At 66.1% G+C, this 22,556-nt stretch carries 17 protein-coding genes and 1 tRNA gene; 3 read left to right on the top strand and 15 right to left on the bottom strand.

Annotation, left to right across the window (positions count from 1 at the left end; genetic code table 11):
- Positions 1-22: 22 nt before the first annotated feature.
- From METRZ18153_RS0111215 to METRZ18153_RS0111225, 3 genes are all read right to left on the bottom strand, one after another.
- The gene (locus METRZ18153_RS0111215; protein WP_232416025.1) at positions 23-1,834 is read right to left on the bottom strand and encodes a hybrid sensor histidine kinase/response regulator; all 1,812 of its coding nucleotides are present in this window, start codon (positions 1,832-1,834) and stop codon (positions 23-25) included.
- Positions 1,835-1,857: 23 nt separating this feature from the next.
- Complete coding sequence (locus METRZ18153_RS0111220) at positions 1,858-2,463, bottom strand: response regulator transcription factor (RefSeq protein ID WP_020164833.1); 606 nt, start codon at positions 2,461-2,463, stop codon at positions 1,858-1,860.
- A gap of 181 nt (positions 2,464-2,644) precedes the next feature.
- Positions 2,645-2,720, bottom strand: a tRNA-Ala gene (locus METRZ18153_RS0111225).
- 120 nt (positions 2,721-2,840) lie between these two features.
- Here METRZ18153_RS0111225 and METRZ18153_RS0111230 point away from each other — a divergent pair.
- On the top strand, positions 2,841-3,557 hold the full coding sequence (locus METRZ18153_RS0111230) for a DUF3108 domain-containing protein (RefSeq protein WP_020164834.1): 717 nt from the start codon (positions 2,841-2,843) through the stop codon (positions 3,555-3,557).
- Here METRZ18153_RS0111230 and METRZ18153_RS0111235 read toward each other — a convergent pair.
- From METRZ18153_RS0111235 to METRZ18153_RS0111250, 4 genes are all read right to left on the bottom strand, one after another.
- Positions 3,544-4,524 (bottom strand): L-threonylcarbamoyladenylate synthase, encoded by a 981-nt coding sequence (locus tag METRZ18153_RS0111235; RefSeq protein WP_020164835.1) that lies wholly within the window; start codon positions 4,522-4,524, stop codon positions 3,544-3,546. The genes METRZ18153_RS0111230 and METRZ18153_RS0111235 overlap by 14 nt on opposite strands.
- A gap of 3 nt (positions 4,525-4,527) precedes the next feature.
- The gene (locus METRZ18153_RS0111240) at positions 4,528-5,673 is read right to left on the bottom strand and encodes a 5-(carboxyamino)imidazole ribonucleotide synthase (RefSeq protein ID WP_029143704.1); all 1,146 of its coding nucleotides are present in this window, start codon (positions 5,671-5,673) and stop codon (positions 4,528-4,530) included.
- A 123-nt stretch (positions 5,674-5,796) separates the two neighbouring features.
- Positions 5,797-6,303 (bottom strand): 5-(carboxyamino)imidazole ribonucleotide mutase, encoded by a 507-nt coding sequence (gene purE, locus METRZ18153_RS0111245; RefSeq protein ID WP_020164837.1) that lies wholly within the window; start codon positions 6,301-6,303, stop codon positions 5,797-5,799.
- Positions 6,304-6,464: 161 nt separating this feature from the next.
- A complete protein-coding gene (locus tag METRZ18153_RS0111250; protein WP_019918114.1) occupies positions 6,465-7,778 on the bottom strand; it encodes a DEAD/DEAH box helicase in 1,314 nt (437 codons plus the stop codon).
- 410 nt (positions 7,779-8,188) lie between these two features.
- Between METRZ18153_RS0111250 and METRZ18153_RS0111255 the strand changes: the two genes are divergently transcribed.
- Both METRZ18153_RS0111255 and METRZ18153_RS0111260 read left to right on the top strand, forming a co-directional pair.
- Positions 8,189-8,752, top strand: a complete 564-nt coding sequence (locus METRZ18153_RS0111255; protein WP_020164838.1) for a sigma-70 family RNA polymerase sigma factor — start codon at positions 8,189-8,191, stop codon at positions 8,750-8,752.
- On the top strand, positions 8,749-9,456 hold the full coding sequence (locus tag METRZ18153_RS0111260) for an anti-sigma factor (RefSeq protein WP_020164839.1): 708 nt from the start codon (positions 8,749-8,751) through the stop codon (positions 9,454-9,456). Before METRZ18153_RS0111255 ends, METRZ18153_RS0111260 begins: the two co-directional genes overlap by 4 nt.
- 127 nt (positions 9,457-9,583) lie before the next feature.
- Here METRZ18153_RS0111260 and METRZ18153_RS0111265 read toward each other — a convergent pair whose 3' ends face one another.
- The 8 genes from METRZ18153_RS0111265 to METRZ18153_RS0111300 form a co-directional block, all read right to left on the bottom strand.
- Positions 9,584-11,629, bottom strand: a complete 2,046-nt coding sequence (locus tag METRZ18153_RS0111265) for a sigma-54-dependent Fis family transcriptional regulator (protein WP_020164840.1) — start codon at positions 11,627-11,629, stop codon at positions 9,584-9,586.
- Between the two features lie 226 nt (positions 11,630-11,855).
- Positions 11,856-13,058, bottom strand: a complete 1,203-nt coding sequence (locus METRZ18153_RS0111270; RefSeq protein WP_020164841.1) for an acetyl-CoA C-acyltransferase — start codon at positions 13,056-13,058, stop codon at positions 11,856-11,858.
- Between the two features lie 213 nt (positions 13,059-13,271).
- The gene (locus tag METRZ18153_RS0111275) at positions 13,272-15,233 is read right to left on the bottom strand and encodes an AMP-binding protein (RefSeq protein WP_020164842.1); all 1,962 of its coding nucleotides are present in this window, start codon (positions 15,231-15,233) and stop codon (positions 13,272-13,274) included.
- A 131-nt stretch (positions 15,234-15,364) separates the two neighbouring features.
- Complete coding sequence (locus METRZ18153_RS0111280) at positions 15,365-16,690, bottom strand: DUF1329 domain-containing protein (protein ID WP_020164843.1); 1,326 nt, start codon at positions 16,688-16,690, stop codon at positions 15,365-15,367.
- 17 nt (positions 16,691-16,707) lie between these two features.
- Complete coding sequence (locus tag METRZ18153_RS0111285) at positions 16,708-18,288, bottom strand: DUF1302 family protein (RefSeq protein ID WP_232416026.1); 1,581 nt, start codon at positions 18,286-18,288, stop codon at positions 16,708-16,710.
- Between the two features lie 91 nt (positions 18,289-18,379).
- Positions 18,380-20,758 (bottom strand): efflux RND transporter permease subunit, encoded by a 2,379-nt coding sequence (locus METRZ18153_RS0111290; protein WP_020164845.1) that lies wholly within the window; start codon positions 20,756-20,758, stop codon positions 18,380-18,382.
- A 21-nt stretch (positions 20,759-20,779) separates the two neighbouring features.
- Positions 20,780-21,790: a WD40/YVTN/BNR-like repeat-containing protein gene (locus tag METRZ18153_RS0111295; RefSeq protein WP_020164846.1), complete on the bottom strand. Its 1,011-nt coding sequence runs from the start codon at positions 21,788-21,790 to the stop codon at positions 20,780-20,782.
- A gap of 233 nt (positions 21,791-22,023) precedes the next feature.
- Positions 22,024-22,527, bottom strand: a complete 504-nt coding sequence (locus tag METRZ18153_RS0111300; RefSeq protein WP_019918104.1) for an acetone carboxylase subunit gamma — start codon at positions 22,525-22,527, stop codon at positions 22,024-22,026.
- Positions 22,528-22,556 lie beyond the last annotated feature (29 nt).

Below are 22,556 nucleotides of genomic sequence, written 5' to 3' on the forward strand. Positions count from 1 at the left end.
CCGGCAGCACCCACTGCGCACATCATAGGCCGCTCGCGTCCGTATGCATAACTTCGCGCGCCGGCCCGGCAGCATCGAGCAGATCGCCCAACGTGTGCAGCAGCAGTTCGGCCGGCACCGGCTTGTAGAGCACGGGCAGGCCGCTGTACCGCGCCTGCTGCACGCGATCGGGCGCGGTGTCGCCGGTGATCAGCACCGCCGGCACCGCACGCCGGAGTGCTGCTCGCAGGCCAGCGACGACCGAAACGCCGTCCTCGTCGTTGCGCAGACGAAAATCGCACACGACGACATCGATGCGCGCCCCCTCCTCCGCCTCCAGCTGGCAGGCAATGCTGGTCGCCGCCGCCGCGCCGTCTGCCAGGTGAACCTCGACGCCGGCGGTACGCAGCACCGCCGCGGTCGAGGCACGGACAGCCTCCTCGTCGTCGATCACCAGCACGCGGGCCGACTGCAGCACCGGCCATGCACGCGGTGGCGTCTGTTGCGGTGGTGCGGGTTCCGCCATCGGCAGAGCTGCGGGTGCCAGCACGCGGAAAACGGTGCCACGGCCCGGCCGCGAATCGACCTCGACCTGCAACTGCAGCAGCGCCGCCAGCCGGCGCACGATGGCCAGCCCCATGCCCAGCCCTTGCGCACGATCGCGCTCGCGGTTGCCGACCTGATAGAACTCTTCGAACACGCGCGGCAACTCGCCCGCCTCGATGCCGCAACCGCTGTCCCACACCTCGATCGACACCTGTCCGCCGCGCCGCCGGGCGCCAACCACGACGCCACCGCGGGCGGTGAACTTCAGCGCGTTGTGCACCAGATTGCCGAGCAGGCGTTCGAGCAATTGCGGATCGGTGCGCACCCAGTGAGCGCGCGCGCGCAGCCGCAAGGCGAGGCCGCGCCCCTCGGCCTCGGCGGCAAAGCTGCGGTCGAGTGCGCGGAACACGGCGGCCAGCGCCACCGGGCGCATGCGTGCCTGCACCACGCCAGCGTCCAGCCGCGACACGTCGAGCATTTCGTTGAACGAGGATTCGAGCGCGGTCACGCAGGACATCAGGTTGCGGGCCAGCGCCTCCTCCGGCCCGCCACGCAGCCGCGTCGCCAGCGCGCTGCCGAACAGCCCGAGCGAATGCAGCGGCTGCCGCAGGTCATGGCTGGCGGCAGCAAAGAAGCGCGTACGCTCGGCGCTCGCACGCTCGGCGATATCGATCTGCTCGCGCAGCCGTCGCGCCAGCGCCTCCTTTTCGTAGCGGCTGCGCAGCGCCTCGGTCAGCAGGCGGTGCTGCTGCAGCCCGAAGGCGAGATTCACGTACAGATAGATCAGCGCTGCCGCCCCCATGAACAGGTGCGCCGCATCGCCCTGCCAAAACATGCGGCTCGACAGGCCGAGGATGGCGGGAATCGGAAAGCTCAGCAGCGCGCGCCGGTGCGGCGCGAGTGACGCGATCGAGCCGGTGCTCATGCCGAGGATTACCAGCATCATCAGCGCACTTACCAGCGGCTCGTCGTCGGGCAGGAACATCCACGGCGCCAGCCCCCAGATCGTCGCATTGACGACCAGCGCATTGCTGTAGTCGATGCCGGCCTGACGTGGATGACGCGCTGCGTCCGGCGTGCGCAAGTAGCGCTGGTAACCGGCGTAGCGCCAGAACTGGCAGCCGTGCAGCAGAACCGCCCACAGCAGCGCGCCGCGATGCCCGGTCTGGTACCACGCGAACGTCCAGAAACCCAGTCCGATGAAGAAGGCGCCAATCGCTGCGCTGCGGCTGGTGCGCATCATCGAGTCGACCTGTTCGCGCAGGATGCGCGCCTCGACCTCGGGCGAGGACAGAGCTCCCGCGTCCACCGATGCGGTCGCCGGCTGCGGCATCAGCGGAACAGGCTGATCAGGTGCAGACGGGACTGTGCATCAAGCTTGAGCATGACGGACGACACCGAATTCTTGACCGTACCGAGCGCCAGCCCGAGAGCGTCGGCGATCTGCTGGTTGCTGTTGCCGGCGAGTACCAGCTCAAGCACGCGCAACTGTGTCGGATTCAGCGACTCGGTGCCCGGTGTCACGCCATAGCCCACACTCGGCTCTCGGCATGCCTGCGGCAAGGACCCGCCGCGCAGCAGCGTGAGCACCATGTCGAGAATGTCCGCCGATCGCGCGCTCTTCGGCACGTAACCGAGCGCACCCAGGGCAAGTGCCTGTTCGACGACGACCGGGTCCTCGGTCGCCGAGAAGACGGCCACACGCGCCTCGGGTGCCTCGGCCAGAAAGCGTCTCAGCCCCTGCAGGCCCAGGCTGTCGGGCAGCTTCAGATCGAGCAGGACCAGATCGGGACGATGAGCCGCGAAAGCGGCCAGCGCGCCATTCAGCGTATCGGCATCGAGCCAGTCGACCTCGCCCAGTCCGGTCGCCTGCGCACAGGCGCGCAACCCGACGCGGGTCATTTCATGGTCGTCGACGACGAGAACGGTGTGCTTCATCCAGGCCGGCCCCCTGTTTGCCGGAGGCCGTGACCGACAGACCGCGATGACGGATTCACGTGCGCATCATGCAATATCGATGAAGCGCGAGTGTGCGAGGCCGGCCGGCGCGCGTCAACGCGGGGCGGAAAAAGAAAAAGCCGACTGCGAAGCAATCGGCTTTTTCGGGCTGTGATCGTTGTGGTGGAGAGGAGGAGGATCGAACTCCCGACCTTCGCATTGCGAACGCGACGCTCTCCCAGCTGAGCTACCCCCCCAACGGCTGCGGATTATAGGGCCTCGGATGCCGGTTGTGAAGGAACATCGCTCAGAATCACGCGGTCGCAGCATCACTATCGGTACGGATTTCAGACACGATGAAAAAGAGAATCGACGGAATGGATCGCAGGCGCTTCATCGGCGGTGGCGCGGCTGGGGCGCTGCTCATAGCGTCGCCGCTGTGGCTGGCAGGCTGCGCGACAGCGCGGCAGTACGAGCAGGCCGAGCACATGGCGGCGCAGCTCGCTGTCGGCGACGAGTGGACGTACGAAGAACTGAATGGCTACAACCGCGAGCGGCAAGCCGGGATCCGTTACGTCGTCGAGCAGGCGGCCCCGCCGCGCCTGCGCATCGAGGTCGATGGCAAGCCGCTGAGCAGTCTGCGCAGCGGCCAGTTCGAGGAGTACGCAGCGCCCTGGGTGGTCAGCCGCGACACCGTGTATGACCGCGACAACCGCTACGACGCACCGTTGCCGGTGCTGCCGGCGCTGCTCGAACCCGGCGTGCGCGAGGCGTGGCAGTCGATGGTGACCACCGATCCGAAGGAGCGGCCGCGCCGCTGGCACGTACAGATCGACACGCTCGGCTATGAGCGCGTGACTGTACCGGCGGGTGAATTCGAAGCCTTGCGCGTGCGTCGGCTGATCAAGTTCGAACACCCGGATTTCTTCCGCACACAGTCGGAACGCGTCGAACACCTGTGGTTCGTGTCCGAAGTAAAACGCTGGGTGAAGCGCGAGTGGCGCGGCCAGTACATGCCCAAGCTGCGCAGCCGCCATCCGCTGCTGCGCGAGGACTGGGTCGTGTGGGAGCTGACCCGCTTTACTGTGGCGTGATGCCGGCGCCCGCGAGCGCACGTCCGAGGCGGTCGTTCACCGCAGCCCACTCGGGCGTTTCCGGAATGGCTTCGATCACGATCATCGAACCACCGACCGCATCCGCGTCGCGCATCGCGGCGTAGAGCCCGCGTGCGTAGCCGGCTGGTTCGGCCGGCAGCATGAACCAGCGATGCGGACAGTCGGACAGTGGCGGCTGGCTGTGTGCGATCACCGCGCAATGTCGCCCGCTGTGACGGAAGGCGTTCAGGAAGTCGCGCAGCCGCGCAGGCGCGATCTTGCGCATCGCGCTGCGCGGCGCGTAATGCGCGGCGAGCGCCCCGGACACCCGCGGTGAGTTCTCGTCGCCCTTGCCCGCGGGCATGCGACCGATCACTGCAGCGATCTGCCCGGCGCTGATGGCGCCCGGCCTGAGGATGCGCGGAGTGTCTCCGGACAGGTCGAGTATGGTCGATTCGATGCCGACCTCGCACGGCCCGCCGTCGAGCACGGTGACCGAGTCACCGAACTCGTCGCGCACGTGTTGCGCGGTTGTCGGGCTGATGCGACCGAAGCGGTTGGCTGACGGTGCGGCCACGCCGCCGCCGAAGGCGCGCAGCAGCTTCAGCGCCACCGGATGCCCCGGCACACGCAGTCCCACCGTGTCCTGACCGCCGGTCACCTCGAGCGGCACGTCTTCCTCCCGCTTCAGGATCAGGGTCAGCGGCCCCGGCCAGAAGGCCTGCGCCAGCGCGATCGCCTCGCGCGGAATGTCGCGCGCCCAGACGGTCATCTGTTCGGCGTCCGGCAGATGCACGATGAGCGGATGGTCGGCGGGGCGACCCTTTGCCTCGAATATGCGGCGCACTGCCGCCGGGTTCATCGCGTCGGCGCCCAGTCCGTAGACGGTTTCCGTCGGCAGCGCGACCAGTTCGCCGGCGCGCAGCCGGCGCGCAGCGTCAGCGATGTCGGCGTCCGACGCGCTCATCGTTCAGCCGGCGATGCCGATGGCGCCGCGTGCGTTCATCGCGGTGTCGATGACCGGATCACCGCTCTCGCCGAGCACGGTGAAGTGGCCCATCTTGCGACCAGGACGTGCGTGATGCTTCTGGTAGAGGTGCAGTTTCAGCCCCGGTTGGCGCAGCAGGCGCGACCAGTCCGGTTCATGGGCGTGATGGGCGTCCTGCTGGTACCACAGGTCGCCAAGCAGATTCACCATCACCGCGCGCGAATGCTGGCGTGCGTCGCCCAGCGGCAGGCCGCACAGGATGCGCACCTGCTGTTCGAACTGGTTGGTGACGCAGGCATCGATCGTGTAATGGCCGCTGTTGTGCGGGCGCGGCGCCATCTCATTGACCATCAGCCGGCCACCGGCGATGAAGAACTCGACGCCGAGCACACCGACGTAACCCAGTTCGGCGGCAATGCCGGAAGCCATTTCGGTCGCTTCGGCGGCCAGCGCACCGCTGATGCGCGCCGGCGCGATGGTCACGTCGAGAATGCCGTTGCTGTGGCTGTTCTCGGCCACCGGGAAGGGCGCGACACGACCGGCCGCGTCGCGGGCCAGCACCACCGACACCTCCAGTTCGAGCGCCAGCATCTGCTCCAGCACACAGGCTTCGCGCTTGAAGCTCTCGAACGCTGCCCTCGCTTCGGCGGCATTGGCCACCCTCGCCTGCCCCTTGCCGTCGTAGCCGAAACGCGCCACTTTCAACACGGCCGGAAACAGCGACGGATCGGCCGCCTCGATGTCCGCCACACTGCGGATCGCGGCAAACGGGCCAACCGAAAAGCCACGGTCGGACAGGAAGGTCTTCTCCGCGATGCGGTTCTGCGCCACCGCGACGCAGGCGGCGTTCGGGCGGGTCGGAATGAATTTAGACAGGTGATCCAGCGTGTCGGCCGGAACGTTCTCGAACTCGGTGGTCACCGCGGCGCAGGTCTGCGCCAGTCGCTCCAGCGCCTGCATGTCGTCGTAGGCGGCGCACAGGTGCTCGTCCGCTGCCTTGCCGGCCGGGCTGTTGCGGTCCGGGTCGAGCACAACGACGCGATAGCCCATTTCATGCGCGGCCAGCACGAAGAAGCGGCCGAGCTGACCGCCGCCGAGCATGCCGAGGGTTGCGGGAGGAAGAATCATCTGCAAAGGCTCCGAAAGATCCGGCTCAACTTCTCGTGACCGCGGACGGATGCGGATGTGGCGGATGAACGCGGATTAAAACCTGAAAATGGATGCAGCGGACGGCAGCCGCAGCGACGGCGGTCAGCCTTCGAGCTTCATGTCCAGCACGGTCTGGGCCTGCCGAGCGCGGAAGTCCTCGAGCGCCTGCGCAAGCGACGCATCTTCGCCCGCCAGCAAGGCCACTGCAAACAGTCCGGCATTGGCTGCACCGGCCTCGCCGATGGCGAAGGTGGCGACCGGAATGCCCTTGGGCATCTGCACGATGGACAGCAGCGAATCCATGCCGTTGAGCGCACGCGACTGCACCGGTACGCCGAGCACCGGCACCGTAGTCTTGGCCGCCAGCATGCCCGGCAGATGGGCAGCACCGCCGGCACCGGCGATGATGGCGCGCAGGCCGCGACTGCGCGCCTCCTCGGCATAGGAGAACAGCAGGTCCGGTGTACGGTGCGCCGATACGACGCGCGCCTCGAACGGCACACCGAACTGCTCCAGCATGGCGCAGGCGGCGCGCATGGTGTCCCAGTCGGAGTTCGATCCCATCACGACGCCAACCAGCGGCGTGCGGGCGTGGTCTTCAGCACTCATCGGCTTCATCCTTCGCCGGCCTCGTCGGCCCGGAAAAAGGCGCGGATTCTACACCCGCGCGACAGCGAATCGACAAACATGGAAAAAACGAAAGGGGCACCGATTGCCCGGTGCCCCTCTGGGGTCTGGTCGACCCTCTATGCTTCAGCGTGCGTCAGCGATCAGTCTGCACGACGCGCGCGGTCGCTGCGGCCGGAACTGTTGCCACGCCAGCCGCCTTCGCTGCGCGGCGCACCGCCACCCGGACGACGCGGGCCATTGCCCGGCTTGTTGCCCCAGCTGCCCGGACGACCGGTGCCGGTGCGCGGGCCGCGCGGAGCGGACGTGCGCGGCTGCACACGCGGCTCCAGACCCGGAATGGTGTGCACCGGGATGGTGTGACGGATGAAGCGTTCGATCGTCTTGACGCGACGCACGTCATCGCCGGAAGCCAGGCTGACCGCGATGCCGCTGCGGCCGGCACGACCGGTACGGCCGATGCGGTGCACATAGTCTTCCGCCGACTTCGGCAGATCGAAGTTGATCACGTGGCTGATGCCGGCCACGTCGATGCCGCGGGCGGCAACGTCGGTGGCGACCAGCACGCGCAGCGCGCCGCGGCGCAGGTGGCCCAGCGTGCGATTGCGTTCGCCCTGGTGCATGTCACCATGCAGTGCCGCAGCCAGGAAGCCGTTCTCACCGAGCTGCTCGGCGATCTGGTCGGCGTCGCGCTTGGTGGCGGTGAACACGATGGCTTGTTCGACGCCTTCGTCACGCAGCAGGTGGTCGAGCAGGCGCTGCTTGTGGCCCATGCCGTCGGCGAACAGCAGACGCTGTTCGATGTTCTCGTGCTGGGCGGCGGTTGCCTGGATCTCGATGCGCTGTGCGTCCTTGGTCAGGCGCTCGGCCAGACGGCAGACGCGCGGCTCGAAGGTGGCCGAGAACAGCAGGGTCTGACGGCTCTGCGGCAGACGGTCGACGATGGCTTCGATGTCCTCGATGAAGCCCATGTCCAGCATGCGGTCGGCTTCGTCGAGCACCAGCATTTCCAGACGGCCGAAGTCGATGCGGCCACTGTCCATCTGGTCGATCAGGCGACCCGGCGTGGCGACCAGCACTTCATAGGGCTGTGCCAGCAGCTTGTTCTGCATCACGTAGGAGGTACCACCGACCACGCTGACCGCCTTGGCGTAGCGCAGGCCACGACCGTACTTGCGGCAGGCGTCGGTGACCTGGATGGCCAGTTCGCGCGTCGGCGTCAGCACCAGGATGCGCGGGCCGCGGGCCTTGACAGCCGAGTCCTGCGTCAGGCGGTTCAGCGCCGGCCACATGAAGGCGGCGGTCTTGCCCGAGCCGGTCTGCGACGACACCATCAGGTCACGACCAGCCAGCGCAGCGGGCACAGCCTTTTCCTGCACGGCAGTCGGATTGGGGTAACCGGCCTCGACGATCGCGCCAAGAAGGGATTCGTTAAGACCGAGTTCTGAGAATTCCATGTATTTTTTCCACACAATGGCCACCCGCCGCGCTGCAGCGAGCAGTGCGGAAGGAGCGGGTTGGTCGGGCGAAATCCCGACGTTCTATCGGCACTAACCGATCAACCACGCTTGACCAAACAGGCGGGAGAAAAAGACAGGCCAGGGACGATAACTTTATCGTGCCAGCGCCGGACCTAACCGGGAATGCGTCGGCGGGAGCCAACGCGGAAAGCACGAAGGCGCGAACTTTACAGACAGACGTGTATGTTTGCAAGCGCTTTTTCGCATTGCAACAATCAGCGGCGCGTGCATCGAAAAAAATCGCATCCGCCTGCATCCACGCGGACGGGTCGCGGGTATGCGTGAGAAGCTGACGCCGGCTGACCGCGGCGGTGTACGGCACCTCCCCACCCGTTCAAGGCATAACCATGACAAGCAGCACGGACGATTTCGATTTCGAGGCGGCGCTCGGCGCCTGTGCCGCCGGCGAGCGCAGTGCGCTGCGCCGCATATACGAGCGCGAGGGCAGCCGCCTGCTGGGGGTCGCCCTGCGCATCGTGCGCCGCCGTGACGTCGCGGAAGACGTCGTACACGACGCCTTCGTGCGCATCTGGGAAAAGGCGTCGAGCTTCGACGCGAGCCGCGGCAGCGCCCGTGGCTGGATCTACAGCATCGTGCGCCACGGCGCACTGAACCACGTGCGGGACCATGCACGCGAAGTGCCGGCCGACGACACACTGACCGAGCACATCGATCACGAGTCCGGCGGGCAGGTGCCCGACCCGTACCAGCAGGTACTGCTTTCGTCGGAAGCCGGTCTGCTCTATGACTGCCTCGGGAGGCTGGACGCGCCGAAGCGCTCCAGCATCCTGCTCGCCTACCTCGAGGGCTGCACCCATAGCGAAATCGCCGACCGGCTGGCAACGCCGCTCGGCACCATCAAAGCCTGGATACGCCGCGGCCTGCAGGCACTGAAGGAGTGCCTCGCATGATCCAGACCCCCGAAGACATCGCCGGCCTCTATGTACTGGGCCTGCTCGACGCCGCCCGCCGCGACGAGTTCGAGCGCGACATGGAGAACGACGCGGCCTTGCGGGCTCGCGTCGCCGACTGGGAGGAGCGACTTCTGCCGCTGACACGCATGGTCGAACCGGAACCGCTGCCACCCGGCCTGTGGTCGCGCATCGAACGCAGCCTGTGGCCGACGCTGCGCGCGAGCGCCGCACCGGCCCCCTCCTCGCTCGTCAGCCGGCTTTGGGACAGCCTCGCTTTCTGGCGCTCGCTGGCCGTCACCGGTTTCGCTGCCGCGATGCTGCTCGCCGTCGTCGGTCTGCCCGGCACGCAGCAGGCCGGCGAACCCAAGTTCATGGTGGTGCTGGTAGCGCCGGACGACAAGGCGCCGGGCTGGGTGGTGCAGGCCAGCACCGAACAGTCGCTCAAGCTCATCCCGCTTGGCATGACCGAGGTGCCGCAGGCCAAGGCGCTGCAGTTCTGGACCAAGGGCGACAAATGGAAGGGTCCGGTCTCGCTGGGCCTGGTGCAGCCGGGCCGCCCGCTCGACGTGCAGATGAAGGAACTGCCGCCGCTTGAGCCCAATCAGCTGTTCGAAATCACGCTTGAACCCGAGTACGGCTCGCCGATCGGTCGCCCGACCGGCCCCATCCTGTACATCGGGCGCGCGGTGAAGGTGATGTGAGGTACCAGGAAACAGACCCGCCCCGCAGGACCGCGGCGGCGGGCCTCGAAGGACCGGGCGTGGAGCGCCCGGCGCCGCACCCTGAGCGACAGGGCGCGGAGAGCTGGCGTTGCCGCCAGCGACGGACTCAGTGCCCCTTGGCGTGCACCTCGCGCGCGCGCTCGACCAGGGCATCGAGGCCGAATTTCTTCAGCTTGAGGTAGAGCGTGCTCTTGGCGATGCCGAGCGAGCGCGCAGCCAGTGCCATATTGCCGTGGCTGCCGTCGATGGCACCGAGGATGGCGTCGCGCTCGGCTTCTTCGAGCCGGCGGTTCTCCCGCGTTTCGCCGCCGAAGACCATGCCGTGATCGGTGGCCAGCGGCGCATCGAACAGCTGGATGCCGCGCGGCGCTTCGGGTGTCATCAGCGAACGGGGACGCTCGCCGGTGAGCAGCATCGATTCGAGAATGTTGCGCAGTTCGCGCACATTGCCCGGCCACGAGTAGGAAGACAGCTCGCTGATTTCGGATGCGCTGAGCTGCGGCACCGGCACGCCGTGATGCGCCGCCAGCTTTTCCATCAGCGCGCGCGACAGCACCGGGATGTCGCCCAGCCGCTCGCGCAGCGGCGGGATGCGTACGCTGGTCACCGCAACCCGGTAGTAGAGGTCCATACGGAAGCGGCCATCGGTAACTTCCTTGCGCAGGTCGCGGTTGGTCGCCGCGATCAGCCGGAATTTCACCTTGCGCGGCGTGTTCTCGCCGAGGCGGTAGATTTCGCCCTCCTCCAGCACGCGCAGCAGATGCGGCTGCATGTCGAGCGGCATTTCGCCCAGTTCGTCGAGGAACAACGTGCCGCCGTTGGCCGCCTCGATCTTGCCCATCATGCCGCCGCGTCGCGCACCGGTGAATGAGCCCTCGGCGTAGCCGAACAGTTCGGTCGCCAGCAGTTCTCGCGACAGACCGCCGCAATTCACCGCGACAAAGGGCGCGGCCTTCGCGCTGCCGCAGTCATGGATGCCCTTGGCGAACACTTCCTTGCCGACGCCGGTCTCGCCGAGCAGCAGCACCGGTACGTTGGAACGCGACAGGTGACGGGCGCGTTCGACCGCTTCCATCAGCACCGGGTCCTTACCGACCACGCAGTCGAGCTTGCTCGGCTCGTGTGCTGCGCTGGTAGCGCCGACCGGCATCGCAGTGCCCTGCACCGAACGCGGCTTGAAGATCGGAATCGTGAGCAGCGTGCCGATGCGCTGGCCGTTGTCCAGAACCGGTTCCAGCCATTCCGGCGCAATCCAGCCCTGCAGGCCGGCCGGCAGACCGTCATCGGTCGCGTGGCCAAGTGTGAGCGATGCGATGTCCAACTTGCGCGAACCGATGCGGCCTTCGGACAGCTGGTTCAGCGCCTGTTCGGCGCGCTCGTTCGCCTTGACCGGATTGCCGCGGCGGTCGAACACGATGACGCCGTCCGAGGTCGAGTGCGTGAGCCGGTGCATGCAGCGCTCGAGCAGGCGGAAGCGGATGCCCATCTCGTGCTTGGCCAGACGGCCTTCGATCTTGCTCGCGGTGGCCACCACCAGCGCCAGGCTGTGCTTGTTGTAGGTCTGCTGCAGGCCGGATACGTCGATCGCGCCCAGAACACTGTTGTCGTAGGGATCGAGGATGACGGTGGACGAACAGGTCCAGCGCTTGATGCCGGCGCAGTAGTGTTCGGCGGAATGGATCTGCACCGGATGGCGCACCGCGATGGCAGTGCCGATCGCGTTGGTGCCGCAGGCCGTCTCGCTCCAGCTCGCCCCCGGCATCATGTTCATCATCGCGCCTTCGTCGCGCGTGGCCGGGTCGCCTTCGAGGCTGAGTATGGTGCCGCTGTGGTCGGTCAGCACCATGATGGTTCCGGTTTCGGCGAGGAAGTCGCGCGCCATCGCCATCACCGGCGTGCTGGCGGTGAGCAGGTCCCCGTGCTTCTGCTGCAGCGAGTAGAGCGAGTTCTCGCTCAGTGGCGGCGGCGCCTGGTACTTGCTGGGGTCGACGTGGGCGTTGAGGCAGCGGCGCCACGAGTCGTCAATCAGGCGGCGCAGGGCGTCGGAACTGCATTCCTCGCCGTTGAGCAGCCGCTCCCAGTGGTTCATCACATCCCGGTCTCGCTCCGGGCGCGAAAACATCTGGCTTTGATCGTCGTCCCGCAATTCCATGGCCACCTCCTGTTTGTAGTGGAGGTAGACAGGCTGCGGGGCACCACGGACGTGATGCATGCAGCACCCGACTCCTCCGATACCGGCGTAGCGATCCGCTTCGAGGCGCATCGTCTCGCAGGCTTGTTTGAAAACCATGTTGCACCGGCAGCCGCGGAATGTCAGCCGCCGGGTGAATCTTCAAGGCGCAGGCCGGGCGCCACCCGGCCAATCAGATCAGGTTAGCTCAATTCTCGTACAACTCCAGCGCGATCGCAGTGGCTTCGCCGCCGCCGATGCACAGGCTGGCAATGCCGCGCCGACCTCCGCCGCGCCGCAGCGCGCCGATCAGCGTGACCAGCAGCCGCGCGCCGGTGGCGCCGATCGGGTGGCCGAGCGCGCAGGCGCCGCCATGGACGTTCACCGTATCCGGATCGAGGCCGAGGTCACGGATCGCGGCCAGCGTCACGACGGCGAAGGCTTCGTTGATCTCGTACAGGTCGACATCGGCTTTCGACCAGCCGGCGCGTTCCAGCACCTTGCGGATCGAATCGACCGGTGCCATCGGAAAGCGCGCCGGTGCGCCGGCGTGGCCGGCATGGGCGGCGATGGTGGCCAGCGGCGTCAGGCCGCGCGACCGGGCGGTGGATGCACGCATCAGCACCAGCGCCGCAGCGCCGTCGGAAATCGAACTCGAATTGGCGGCGGTGACCGTGCCGTCCTTGCGGAAGGCGGGTTTCAGTGACGGAATCTTCTCCGGCTTCGCCGTCTGCGGCTGCTCGTCGCGCACGACGCTGGCACGTGAGTCGCCGCGACCGATCACCTCGACCGGCGCGATCTCCCAGTCGAAGGCGCCGCACTTGTCGGCTTCCAGCGAGCGGTTCAGCGAGCGCAGCGCCCAGGCGTCCTGATCGGCGCGGCTGAAGCCGTATTCCTCGGCGCAGCGCTCGGCGAAAACGCCCATCAGCGTGCCGCGCTCGTCGTAGGCGTCTTCCAGCCCGTCGAGAAACATGTGGTCGATCACGCGGTCGTGACCGAGTCGGTAGCCGGCCCGGGCACGGGCCAGCAGATAGGGGGCGTTGCTCATCGACTCCATGCCGCCGGCGACGGCGATGCCGGCCGAGCCAGCGAGCAGCGCGTCGTGCGCCAGCATGACGGCCTTCATGCCGGAGCCGCATACCTTGCTCACGGTCGTGCAGGCAGTCGATTCCGGCAGGCCGCCGCGGAGTGCCGCCTGGCGGGCCGGTGCCTGCCCGATGCCGGCCGGCAGCACGCAGCCCATATAGGCTTCCTCGACGTCGTGGGCACTGATGCCGGCACGCTGCACGGCGGCGGCGATTGCCGTTGCGCCGAGCTGCGGCGCGGTCAGCGCCGAAAGGTTGCCGAGAAATCCGCCCAGCGGAGTGCGGCTGACCGACACGACGACTACGGGATCTGACACTTGGTTCACTCGATGCTCCTTCGCGGAAGGCGGCAACCGTCGGGCCGCTGCGCGTCCGCGTGTCACGTAATTGCAATTAGCGGGCCAGTTTCGATGAATGGAAAAACATCGGTTTTTCAAACACCTGACCCGATTTCTTGAGAATCGACGACACAGTGCGTCCGAAAGCCGTACGGCTCATACTGCAACCGTCCGGCTTTCGGACGTCCGATCGTCCGACCTTCAGACGCGGGCGGCGCGCAGTCCGATCACTTCGTCGATCGAACGCGGGTTCTCCATCGACGACAGGTCGCCCATCGGCCGGCCGATGTAGGCGTTGCGCACGACGCGGCGCAGGATCTTGCCGTTGCGCGTCTTCGGGATCTGCGTCAGCGCGTGGATGCGGGCCGGGCGCAACGGCTTGCCGAGCAGTCGTGCGACGTGGTCCGAAAGCTCGGTTTCCCACACGCTCCAGCCCTCCTGCCCGCTGCGCTTGTCGTGCAGCGTGACGAAGCACACCACCGCCTCGCCCTTGATCGGATCGGGTACACCGACCGCCACCGCCTCGGCCACCAGCGGGTGCGACACCAGCGCCGATTCGAACTCGGTCGGACCGAGCCGCTTGCCGGCCACCTTGATGGTGTCGTCGCTGCGGCCGTGCACGAACCAGTAGCCGTCGCTGTCTATGCTGGCCCAGTCGCCATGTACCCACAGTCCGGGCAGCGCGGACCAGTAGGTGTCCTCGTAGCGTTCGGGGTCGTTCCAGAAGCCGTGCGTCATGCCGGGCCAGGGCTGGCGCAGCACCAGTTCGCCGACGCTGCCGCGCACCGGCTTGCCTTCGGCGTCGACGACGTCCGCCGCCATGCCGGGGATCGGTCCGTTGAAGCCGCAGGCGGTCTGCGGCAGACCGGGGAAACAGGCGAGGATGCCGCCGCCGATCTCAGTTCCCCCCGAATAGTTGACGATGGGCCGGCGGCTCTGGCCCACCGTTTCGAACAGCCACAGCCACGGCGTCTCGTTCCACGCCTCGCCGGTCGAACCGAACACGCGCACGGTATCCAGCGCCCCGATCTGCGGCACGGCGTCGCGGCTGCCCATCAGCAGGCGCACCAGGGTCGGCGACAGGCCGAGGTGGGTGACGCCGTGCCGCTGCACGATGCGCCACAGCCGGCCGGCGTCCGGGTAGTCCGGCGTGCCTTCGCACAGCACGATGGTGGCGCCCAGCAGCAGCGCGCCGAACACCATCCATGGCCCCATCAGCCAGCCCATGTCGGTCACCCACATCAGAGTGTCGTCCTCGCGCAGATCGAAGGCCATCACCATGTCCTGCGCCGCCTTGAGCGGGAAGCCGCCGTGCGTGTGCACCACGCCCTTGGGCTTGCCGGTGGTACCCGAGGTGTACACCAGCATCAGCGGGTCGGACGCACCGAAGGACTCGGCCGCGGACGGATCTGCCGGGGTGGCCGCGAGCGTCGCGTAGTCGCAAAGATCGTAGTGGCCGCCATGTTCGCTGCCGGCGTAAGGTCCGTTGCCCAGGCGGTCGACCACCACCACGTGCTGCACCGATTCGCAGGCATCTGCCGCGGCCAGCGCGTCGGCCAGCATGCGCACCGGCTTGCCGCGGCGGAAGTAGCCGTTGGCGCACACCAGCACGGTGGCTGCGGCGTCCTGCACGCGCTGCACGACCGAGTCGGCCGAGTAGCCGGAGAACATCGGCACCGAAATGGCGCCGATCTTCGCTGCGGCGAGCAGGATGACCGCGGCCTCCGGCACCATGGGCAGATAGATGGCGATGCGGCTGCCCTCGCCTGCGCCGAGCGCACGCAGCCCCGCTGCCATACCGTCAACTTCGCGCGCCAGTTCCGCGTAGGTGATGCGTCGCTCTTCACCGGCGTCGCCTTCCCAGCGGACTGCCACCTTGTCCGGGTGGCGGCGCGCGTGCTTGCCGACGATGTTGTCGACCAGATCGAGCCGGCCGCCGACGAACCAGCGCGGCCACATGATGCCGTCGCTCATGTCCAGCGTCTGCGTGTAGGGCGTGCTCCATTCGAGCCCCACCTCGGCCACGACGCGGTCCCAGAAGACCGGCGCATCGCGCTCGGCGTCCTCCTGCAGCTGATCGAGCGAGCCGTAGCCATGACGTTCAATGAAACGGGCAAGCCGCGTGCCCTTCCACTCGTATCCAGATGGCGTGAATACCTTCATGATCGAATCCTGTTCTCTTTATGCCGGCCTGCTCCGCACCCGGTTTCCGCGGCGAAAAAAGCCCGACCCCGCGCTGCACAGGGTCGGGCGAACATGCCGGGAGGAGGTTCCAGCAATGCGTTCAACTGCGCTTACTTGCCCGTGCCCGTTGCCACTTCTTCGAGCACGTTCAGCGATACGTCGGTTTCCTTGACGCCCTTAGGGTTGGATTTCATGTTCGACGACCAGTTGGTGGCGTGGCCGCGCTTGACGTCGATGATGTGGCCGATGACAGGCATGACCGCCTTGTAGCCGTCGTCGCCGATGTCAGGCCGGTTCTGGAAGATGAACATCTTCCAGAACTCGCCCTTGCGGTCTTCCGCATAGCCGAGGTAGGGACGCGGGAAGTCCACTTCCATGTACACCACCTTCTTGCTGTACGGATGCTCGTCCGGCGGAATGCCCTCGACCACGTACACCTCGCGCGGCTCCCAGCCGATGTCCTTGGCCGGGTTGAAGTACGGCGCCTCGCTCATGTTGATGCGCGGGAAGCGCTTCTGCGGCTCGGTGTAGGGCTGCGACACGTCCACGCTCATTTCCGGGCTGTGCGCGATGGCCAGCACCCAGCGCTTCTCGATCAGCTTGTTCGACTTGTACTTGGTGGGCGCGGCGTCCCAGATGTCCCAGTCGTCATACAGCTGGTCGGTACCACCGATCGGATCCATCCACGCACCGCCGGACAGGCGGCGTACGCGGCGCACCGACTTCAGGTAGGCGTAGGAGTCGTCCGGCTTCTTCGAGTCGGCCTGGTTGTAACGGACCGAGAAGGTGCCGAGGCCACGGATGTCCTGCGGGTAGTGGGCGACGAAGTAGGTCTTCTGCGCAATGGTGCCGTCGCCAACCGTGATCGGGCCGCCGTCCAGCCTGCCTTCCATGTAGTAGCGACGGGACTGGAAGGCCTGCACGCGCTCATAGCCCTTCTTCGCGTCGAGGAAGGCCCAGGCGATGTCGCGCAGGTCCATCGTCGCGCCGTAGGTGGCGGCGCGCAGGTTCCAGATCACCTTGTCGCCGGCGTGCGGATCGTCCATCTTGATCGTTTCCGGCGGGAACATCATGCCGGCCTGCCAGCCCGACACGGTGCGGTCCGCCGGATTGAACTTGACGGTGCCAACGTTCTTCTTCGACCACTCGACGTACTTCGGATCCATCTCGATCTTCTTCGAGTTGGCGAGCTTGATGGTCAGGTTGTAGTTCTTGATCATCCACTCCAGCTTCTCCGGCACCATCGAGGCGATCGTCTTCTTCTCGAAGGTGTCGTTCTTGATGCTGTCGTAGTTGCTCTTGTCGATGATGAAGCCGGCTTCCAGCTCCTTGGCGTTGATCTGACCGGCGGCCAGACCGAGCACCAGTGCGAGCGCACTGGCGACACCCGTGCGTCGCGCGCGACCGGCCGGGATATGTGTGTTGAGCGTGTACATCTGTCTTCCTCCTTTGATCAGAACTGCCGGGTCAAGCGAAACACCAGCTGGCTTGCGCGACTGAAGTAGCCGAACAGCTGGGATTCACCATTGCTGAACTGGGTCCTGTTGCTCTTGCCGCCGTCCCAGAAAATGTCCGCTTCGACCTTCGCCAGCCACTTGTCGGAGAAGGTCATCGCCACGCTCGGGATCGCGAAGCCACCACCGTTCGACAGATCGAAGCCCACGGCCAGGCCGGGGTTGATCGTGTCGTTCTTGTAGTTGAGCGTCGTAAACATGGTCAGGATGGTGCTGTGCTCGTTCAGCGGCGTACCGTAGGCGAACAGGCGAACCAGATCCTCACGGCCGTCGTAGTCCAGCACCTGGGTGTTGAACAGCTGGACCGACGAGAAGGACGGACGCGACGTGCCGAAGATGCCTTCGAGATTCAGGTCCTTGTCGATGCGGATCATGGTCCGCAGCGTGTCCTTCTTCTTGATGCCGTTCAGGCCGATGCCGGGGTTGGCGGCATTGCCCGGATTGAAGGCGCCGGTCCCTACGTTGTACGGCTGGTCCTTGGTGAAGGCGACTTCCGCGCTGATCACGGCGTCCAGCGTTTCGCTGTAGCCGCTGACCGTGGCGCCGAGCACGTCGATCTTCGGATGGATCAGGTCGAAAACGCCGCCGGTCACCGGTACGCCCTGATGCGGACGGAATGACGAACTGGCCACCGGATCTGCAGCGAAGGTCGTCAGGTAGGCGATCGAGTAGTTCAGGCCGTAGGCTTCGCCGGACCAGCGGATACCGCCGGTCACGTCGTCCATGTCGCCGTCCTTGTGATCGCAGTTCTTGTCCGTCACCTGCGTCAGGTCGAAGCCGCGGTAGGGCTGGAAGAACCAGCGGCCGCCGCGGATATCGTAGGTGTTGCCGATATCCTCGCAGCGGTCCCAGCCCGGGCGTACGAAGGCGGCGATCATGCCCTTGGCTTCGGGAATGCGGATCTTGGTAGACACCATGATCAGCGGCTTGCGCCATTCCTCGTTCTCGCCCTCGAAGAACAGACGCCAGCTGTAGTCGTACCCGTGAACCAGGTCCATCGCCTGGAAGAAGTCCGACTCACCCCACACCAGCTGCTGCTTACCGGCCTTGACCGTGATGCGGTCGCCGATCGGTATCTCCGCCCAGAATTCGCGGATGTCGCCGTTGTTGTAGTTCTCGGTAATGCTCTTGCCTCCGGCCGTACCGTTGGTGGCACGCAGGTCTTCGAGATCTTCGAGGTAGTTGGTCTTGTACTCGCGGTCGAGGCGACCGATCACCTTCCACTTGACCGGGCCGGTCTTCGCGTCGGCGTCGAGCAGCACGGAGCCGCGCAGCATCGACAGCTTGCCCGCGCTGTCCTTGCCGACGGCGCTCAGTTCAGGTTGATCCTCGAGATTGAACGAGGCCCAGGCGCGCGCATAACCCGACAGCTGGAAACTGAAATCGTCCGTACCCGCCCAGTTGCCGCCCTCTTTCGCCGCCTCCTCGGCGCCCTGCGCGACGGGCATGCCCATCATCGCCAGTGCCGCCGCCACCGCCAGACCGGTGCCGGTCCGCCTGAAGGTTCTGCTTCTTCTCATGTCTCCACTCCCTCCTGTTTGGGACTACCCATGAGCCGCCTGCACACGCCCGTCGCCGTCGGTTGACACCGACGGGCGCGACGGGCTGCCCTCACACAACGACTGCAGGTTCTTCGGCGCGCTCGATCGGGCGCTGCTTGCTGCCCACCACGAAGGCGGGGCGGAATACATAGACGATGGCGGGCATGATGAAGAGCGCGCTGAAGGCGGAGATGAACAGCCAGAGCGCAATCAGCAGCCCCATGTCGGCCTGCAGGCGCAGCGACGAGAAGCTCCACAGGCCCACGCTGGTGATCAGTGTCATCGCCGTCACCAGCACGCCACGGCCGGCGCTCGACAGTGCCTTGACGATGGCGCGCTCGACGTTCGGGTTGTGGTGCAGCTCCTCGCGGATGCCATCGACGATGTAGAAGCTGTAATCCACACCCAGACCGATGCCCAGGGCGACCACCGGCAGCGTGTTGATGTTCATGCCGATGTCGTTGAACGCCATGTAGCTGAAGGTGATGGTGTTCGACAGCATCACCGGGATCATGAAGAACACCCCGGCCACGGTTGAGCGGTAGGTCACCGTGCAGCAGACAACCAGCACCAGCAGTGCGAGCGCGATGGCCTCGATCTGCCCGGCCAGGATGACCTCGTTGACCGCCGCCAGCACGCCGACCAGACCGCCGGCCAGCAGGTACTCGGCCTTCTCGATCGGGTTGTTCGCAACGTAGTCCTGCACGCGGGCCACTGCGGTGCGGATGGTTTCGCCCTGGTGGTCGCGGAAGAACAGCGTGACCGCACCGTTCTTCGCGTCGGCGTCGGCGTAGCGGTCCATGTCGCCCGGGTCGGAGCCCGACACGAACATATAGGTCAGTTCCGAGTTCTCGCCGGCGTCGTTGCCCAGTTCGGCGTACATCGGATTGCCTTCGCGCAGCACGCGGCGCACCTGCGGCAGGATGTCGGCCAGCGAAATGCTGCCGCCGACCTCCGGCTGCGCCTCCATGTAGCGCTGGAAGTTGGCCATGCTCTGCAGCACTTCCGGCTCGCGCAGCGCGCCCTTCTCCTTGCCGGCGACGACGACGAACATCCGGTCGGAACCCTGGAACTGACGGTTGATGTCGGTCGCGTCCTGGTTGTAGGACGAATCCGGCCACAGGATGGGCGAACCCGGGTTGGCGTCACCCACCTTCAGGTTGAAGGCGTACCAGCCGGACCCCAGGAACACCAGCGTGGCCAGACCCAGCACGACGTAGCGCATGCGGGTCGTGACGATGCCGGCGCAGGTGCGCAGGATGCCGTCGAGCACCGGACGGATGTTGATCGGGTGCACCGGCCCGCGCCCCGGCCTGAAGAAGGACAGCATGACCGGCGTCAGGATGAGTGCGCTGACGAAGATGGACATGATCCACACGGTGCCGATGTAGGAAATCTTCTCCAGCATCGGGATCGGCGTCAGCGCCACGACCAGCACACAGCCCGCGTCGCAGACGATGGCCAGCATGCTGGGCTTGAACAGGTTCTTCGCACTGGCGATCGACGCCGCCGCGGAGGTGCTCGCGCCCTGCGCGATCTCGTCGTCGTAGCGCGAGATCAGCTGCACCGAGTTCGAGATGGCCTGCGCCGTGATCAGGAAGGCCACGACGATCACCAGCGGATCGAGGTGGAAGCCCATCATCTTGGCCGCACCCAGCGCCCAGACCGCGCTCACCACGCCGGCCAGCAGCGGCAGCACCGTGCCGTGCCAGGTACGGGTGATCAGCAGCAGGATGATGACCAGCGAGGCGATCGCGCTGAAGAAGATCTGGATGGTTTCGTCGAGATAGAAGTTCACCCAGCCGTACAGCACCGGTTCGCCGACCACGCGCACCATCACGCCGTCACCGTCGGCCTCCTTGACCAGCGCCATGATCTGTTCGAAGGCCTTGCTGTAATTGATGTCACCGTCGAGGAAGTCGGCGGTGATCAGCGTGGCCTTCAGGTCCATCGAAACGTAGGGACCGTAGATCAGCGGGTTGTTCAGCACCGCTTCCTTCAGCACCGCCATTTCGGCCGGGCCCTTCGGCAGTTCCGGCCACATGATGGGCCGCGACTCGACGCCCTCGGTCGAGGCGCGCACCTCCTTGATCTTCTTCGATGCGATCGAAATGATCTGGTAGGTGTCGACGCTGTCGACCTGCTGCAGTCCGACGGTGAGCTTCTGTACCTTGGACAGCACCGAGGGCTTGAAGATGTCGCCCTCCTTCACCTCGATCATGATGCTGACCATGTTCGAGCCACCGAAGGTGGATTTGAACTGCTGGTTCACCGCGACGTACGGGTGATTCTTGGGCAGCAGGTCGCTGAACACCGTCTTGACTTCGACGTGGCTCGCCAGCCAGCCCATGATGGCGGTCAGCACTGCCACCGCCAGCACCACCCAGGTGCGATTGCGGATCAGCGCTGCGAACGCGTGTTCGACCTTGCTAAAGGTTTCGTTCTTCACGGCTCTCTCCCCCTGCCTTTCTTATCGACCGACGATGGTCAGCTTGCCGCCCTCGAGCACGCCCAGATTGGCGCCCGATACGTAGTAGTGATTGCCCGCGCGCGTAATCTGGGTGCGCCAGGACACGTCACCTTCCGAGATCCGGCCGAGCTTCCATTCGGAGGCAGTAGCGTCGGAAGTGACCATGACGCCCTTGTCGCCGACGGCGACCCAGCGGTTCTCGTCCCAGGCGATGTCGAGCAGGTGTTCGCGCGTCAGCGGCGGTACGTCGCGCCAGGTGGCGCCGCCGTCGCTGGTCACCATCAGCGTGCCGGTCAGTCCCACGGCAACACCGTTCTGGTCGTCGCGGAACTCGACGCCCATCAGGCTCACCTTGTTTTCCAGTTCGTTCTCGGTCCAGGTCGCGCCGCCGTCGGTGGTACGCATGACGGTGCCGAATTCGCCGACCAGCCAGCCGTTCTGGCCCCGGAAACAGATGTCGTTCCAGGCCCGGTCCTTCTCTTCCATCGCCCGCGTCCAGGTGGCGCCCTTGTCGTCCGAACGCAGCAGCGACCCGAACTCGCCGACCGCCCAGGCGACGCCGTCGAAGATGTGCACGCGGAACAGCTTGTTGGGGTTGTCCGACTTCGGCACCTGCGCGGCCTTCCACGAGTTGCCGCCATCGGCGGTAAAGAGGATGACGCCGTGATTGCCGGCAGCGACCGCGTGCTGCGCGTCCCAGGCGGCGATGCCCTGCAGGTTCTCGTAGGTCGCGGTGTTCTGGCGGTGCCAGGTGCGGCCGCCGTCATCGGTGCGCACGATCTTGCCGCCGGTGCCTGCGGCCCATGCGACCTGCTCGCTCGGCGCGACGACGCTGAAGAAGTTGTCGCGCCGCTCGACCGCCTTCGGCTCGACCTTGTTGATGACGGCTTCCGCCTTCACGAAGAAGCCCGCATAGAGCAGGCCACCGATGATGGCGATGGGAAGCGTCGAGGTAATCACATTGACCACGGCGCGTGCGCCGCTGCCAAACCGCTTGAGCGAATGAAGCATCTCAGTCTCCTTCTGGCGCCGTTCCGTGCTTGTCGCGCGTGACGCTTTTCATGACCTGAAAGGAACGCGGGCGTGAGCTGCCCCCTGCAGCCGCGCAGGCCGCATGACGCAGTGCCGTTTCCGTGTTCAGGGTGTGTGGCGCTTGGCGGCCGGCGGTGACCGGCCGCGTTCGCTGCAACCGGCCTCCCCCGGCCGGTTTCACCGGGGCACCTTGTGGGCGCCCCGGTGCTGTATCACGACGCCCGTTCGGGCACCGGGAGGCCGACCCACTCCTTGTAGAAGGCTTCGATGTCCGGCTCGAAGTCGTGGATCACCGGGTACCACGGGGTCGGTGCCTCGACGTCGTGCAGCGTGCCGCAGGTCGGGCAGTAGTACTCGCGGTACACCTGCCAGTTGGTATCCGGCGCCATCAGCTTCGGATAGACCTCGGTCATCGCCTCTTCCGTGTCACGCACGTAGATGTGCGCGTGCATCTTCCAGTTGTCGGTGTAGTCGCAGAACTCGTGACCGCAATCGCACTTGATGACCCACTGCTTCTTCGCGGTCTGCACGATGTACATGTGCGGAGCCAGCGGCAGCACGATCTTGTCCTTGAAGGTCACCTTCTTCTGCAGCGCCTCGACGTACTGCTTGAAGCGGCTGTTGTCCTTCGGCATCGACAGCATGCGGAAGGTGGTTTCCCAGTCCAGCGTGCCCTCGGCCAGGTGAGCGACCTGCTCGTTGGTGTAAGTCGACATTTATTGCTCCTTGATTCGCGTGATCGGTC

The sequence above is a fragment of the Methyloversatilis discipulorum genome, from assembly GCF_000385375.1.
GTDB classification, from domain to species: domain Bacteria; phylum Pseudomonadota; class Gammaproteobacteria; order Burkholderiales; family Rhodocyclaceae; genus Methyloversatilis; species Methyloversatilis discipulorum_A.

Excerpts from the sequence above, each read along its gene's own strand:
- METRZ18153_RS0111255 (WP_020164838.1), top strand. The coding sequence starts at position 8,189 with ATGACAAGCAGCACGGACGATTTCGATTTCGAGGCGGCGCTCGGCGCC.
- METRZ18153_RS0111295 (WP_020164846.1), bottom strand. The coding sequence starts at position 21,790 with ATGCTTCATTCGCTCAAGCGGTTTGGCAGCGGCGCACGCGCCGTGGTC.
- METRZ18153_RS0111280 (WP_020164843.1), bottom strand. The coding sequence starts at position 16,690 with ATGTACACGCTCAACACACATATCCCGGCCGGTCGCGCGCGACGCACG.
- METRZ18153_RS0111240 (WP_029143704.1), bottom strand. The coding sequence starts at position 5,673 with ATGATTCTTCCTCCCGCAACCCTCGGCATGCTCGGCGGCGGTCAGCTC.
- METRZ18153_RS0111260 (WP_020164839.1), top strand. The coding sequence starts at position 8,749 with ATGATCCAGACCCCCGAAGACATCGCCGGCCTCTATGTACTGGGCCTG.
- METRZ18153_RS0111230 (WP_020164834.1), top strand. The coding sequence starts at position 2,841 with ATGGATCGCAGGCGCTTCATCGGCGGTGGCGCGGCTGGGGCGCTGCTC.
- METRZ18153_RS0111265 (WP_020164840.1), bottom strand. The coding sequence starts at position 11,629 with ATGGAATTGCGGGACGACGATCAAAGCCAGATGTTTTCGCGCCCGGAG.
- METRZ18153_RS0111275 (WP_020164842.1), bottom strand. The coding sequence starts at position 15,233 with ATGAAGGTATTCACGCCATCTGGATACGAGTGGAAGGGCACGCGGCTT.
- METRZ18153_RS0111235 (WP_020164835.1), bottom strand. The coding sequence starts at position 4,524 with ATGAGCGCGTCGGACGCCGACATCGCTGACGCTGCGCGCCGGCTGCGC.
- METRZ18153_RS0111220 (WP_020164833.1), bottom strand. The coding sequence starts at position 2,463 with ATGAAGCACACCGTTCTCGTCGTCGACGACCATGAAATGACCCGCGTC.
- METRZ18153_RS0111285 (WP_232416026.1), bottom strand. The coding sequence starts at position 18,288 with ATGAGAAGAAGCAGAACCTTCAGGCGGACCGGCACCGGTCTGGCGGTG.
- METRZ18153_RS0111250 (WP_019918114.1), bottom strand. The coding sequence starts at position 7,778 with ATGGAATTCTCAGAACTCGGTCTTAACGAATCCCTTCTTGGCGCGATC.
- purE (WP_020164837.1), bottom strand. The coding sequence starts at position 6,303 with ATGAGTGCTGAAGACCACGCCCGCACGCCGCTGGTTGGCGTCGTGATG.
- METRZ18153_RS0111300 (WP_019918104.1), bottom strand. The coding sequence starts at position 22,527 with ATGTCGACTTACACCAACGAGCAGGTCGCTCACCTGGCCGAGGGCACG.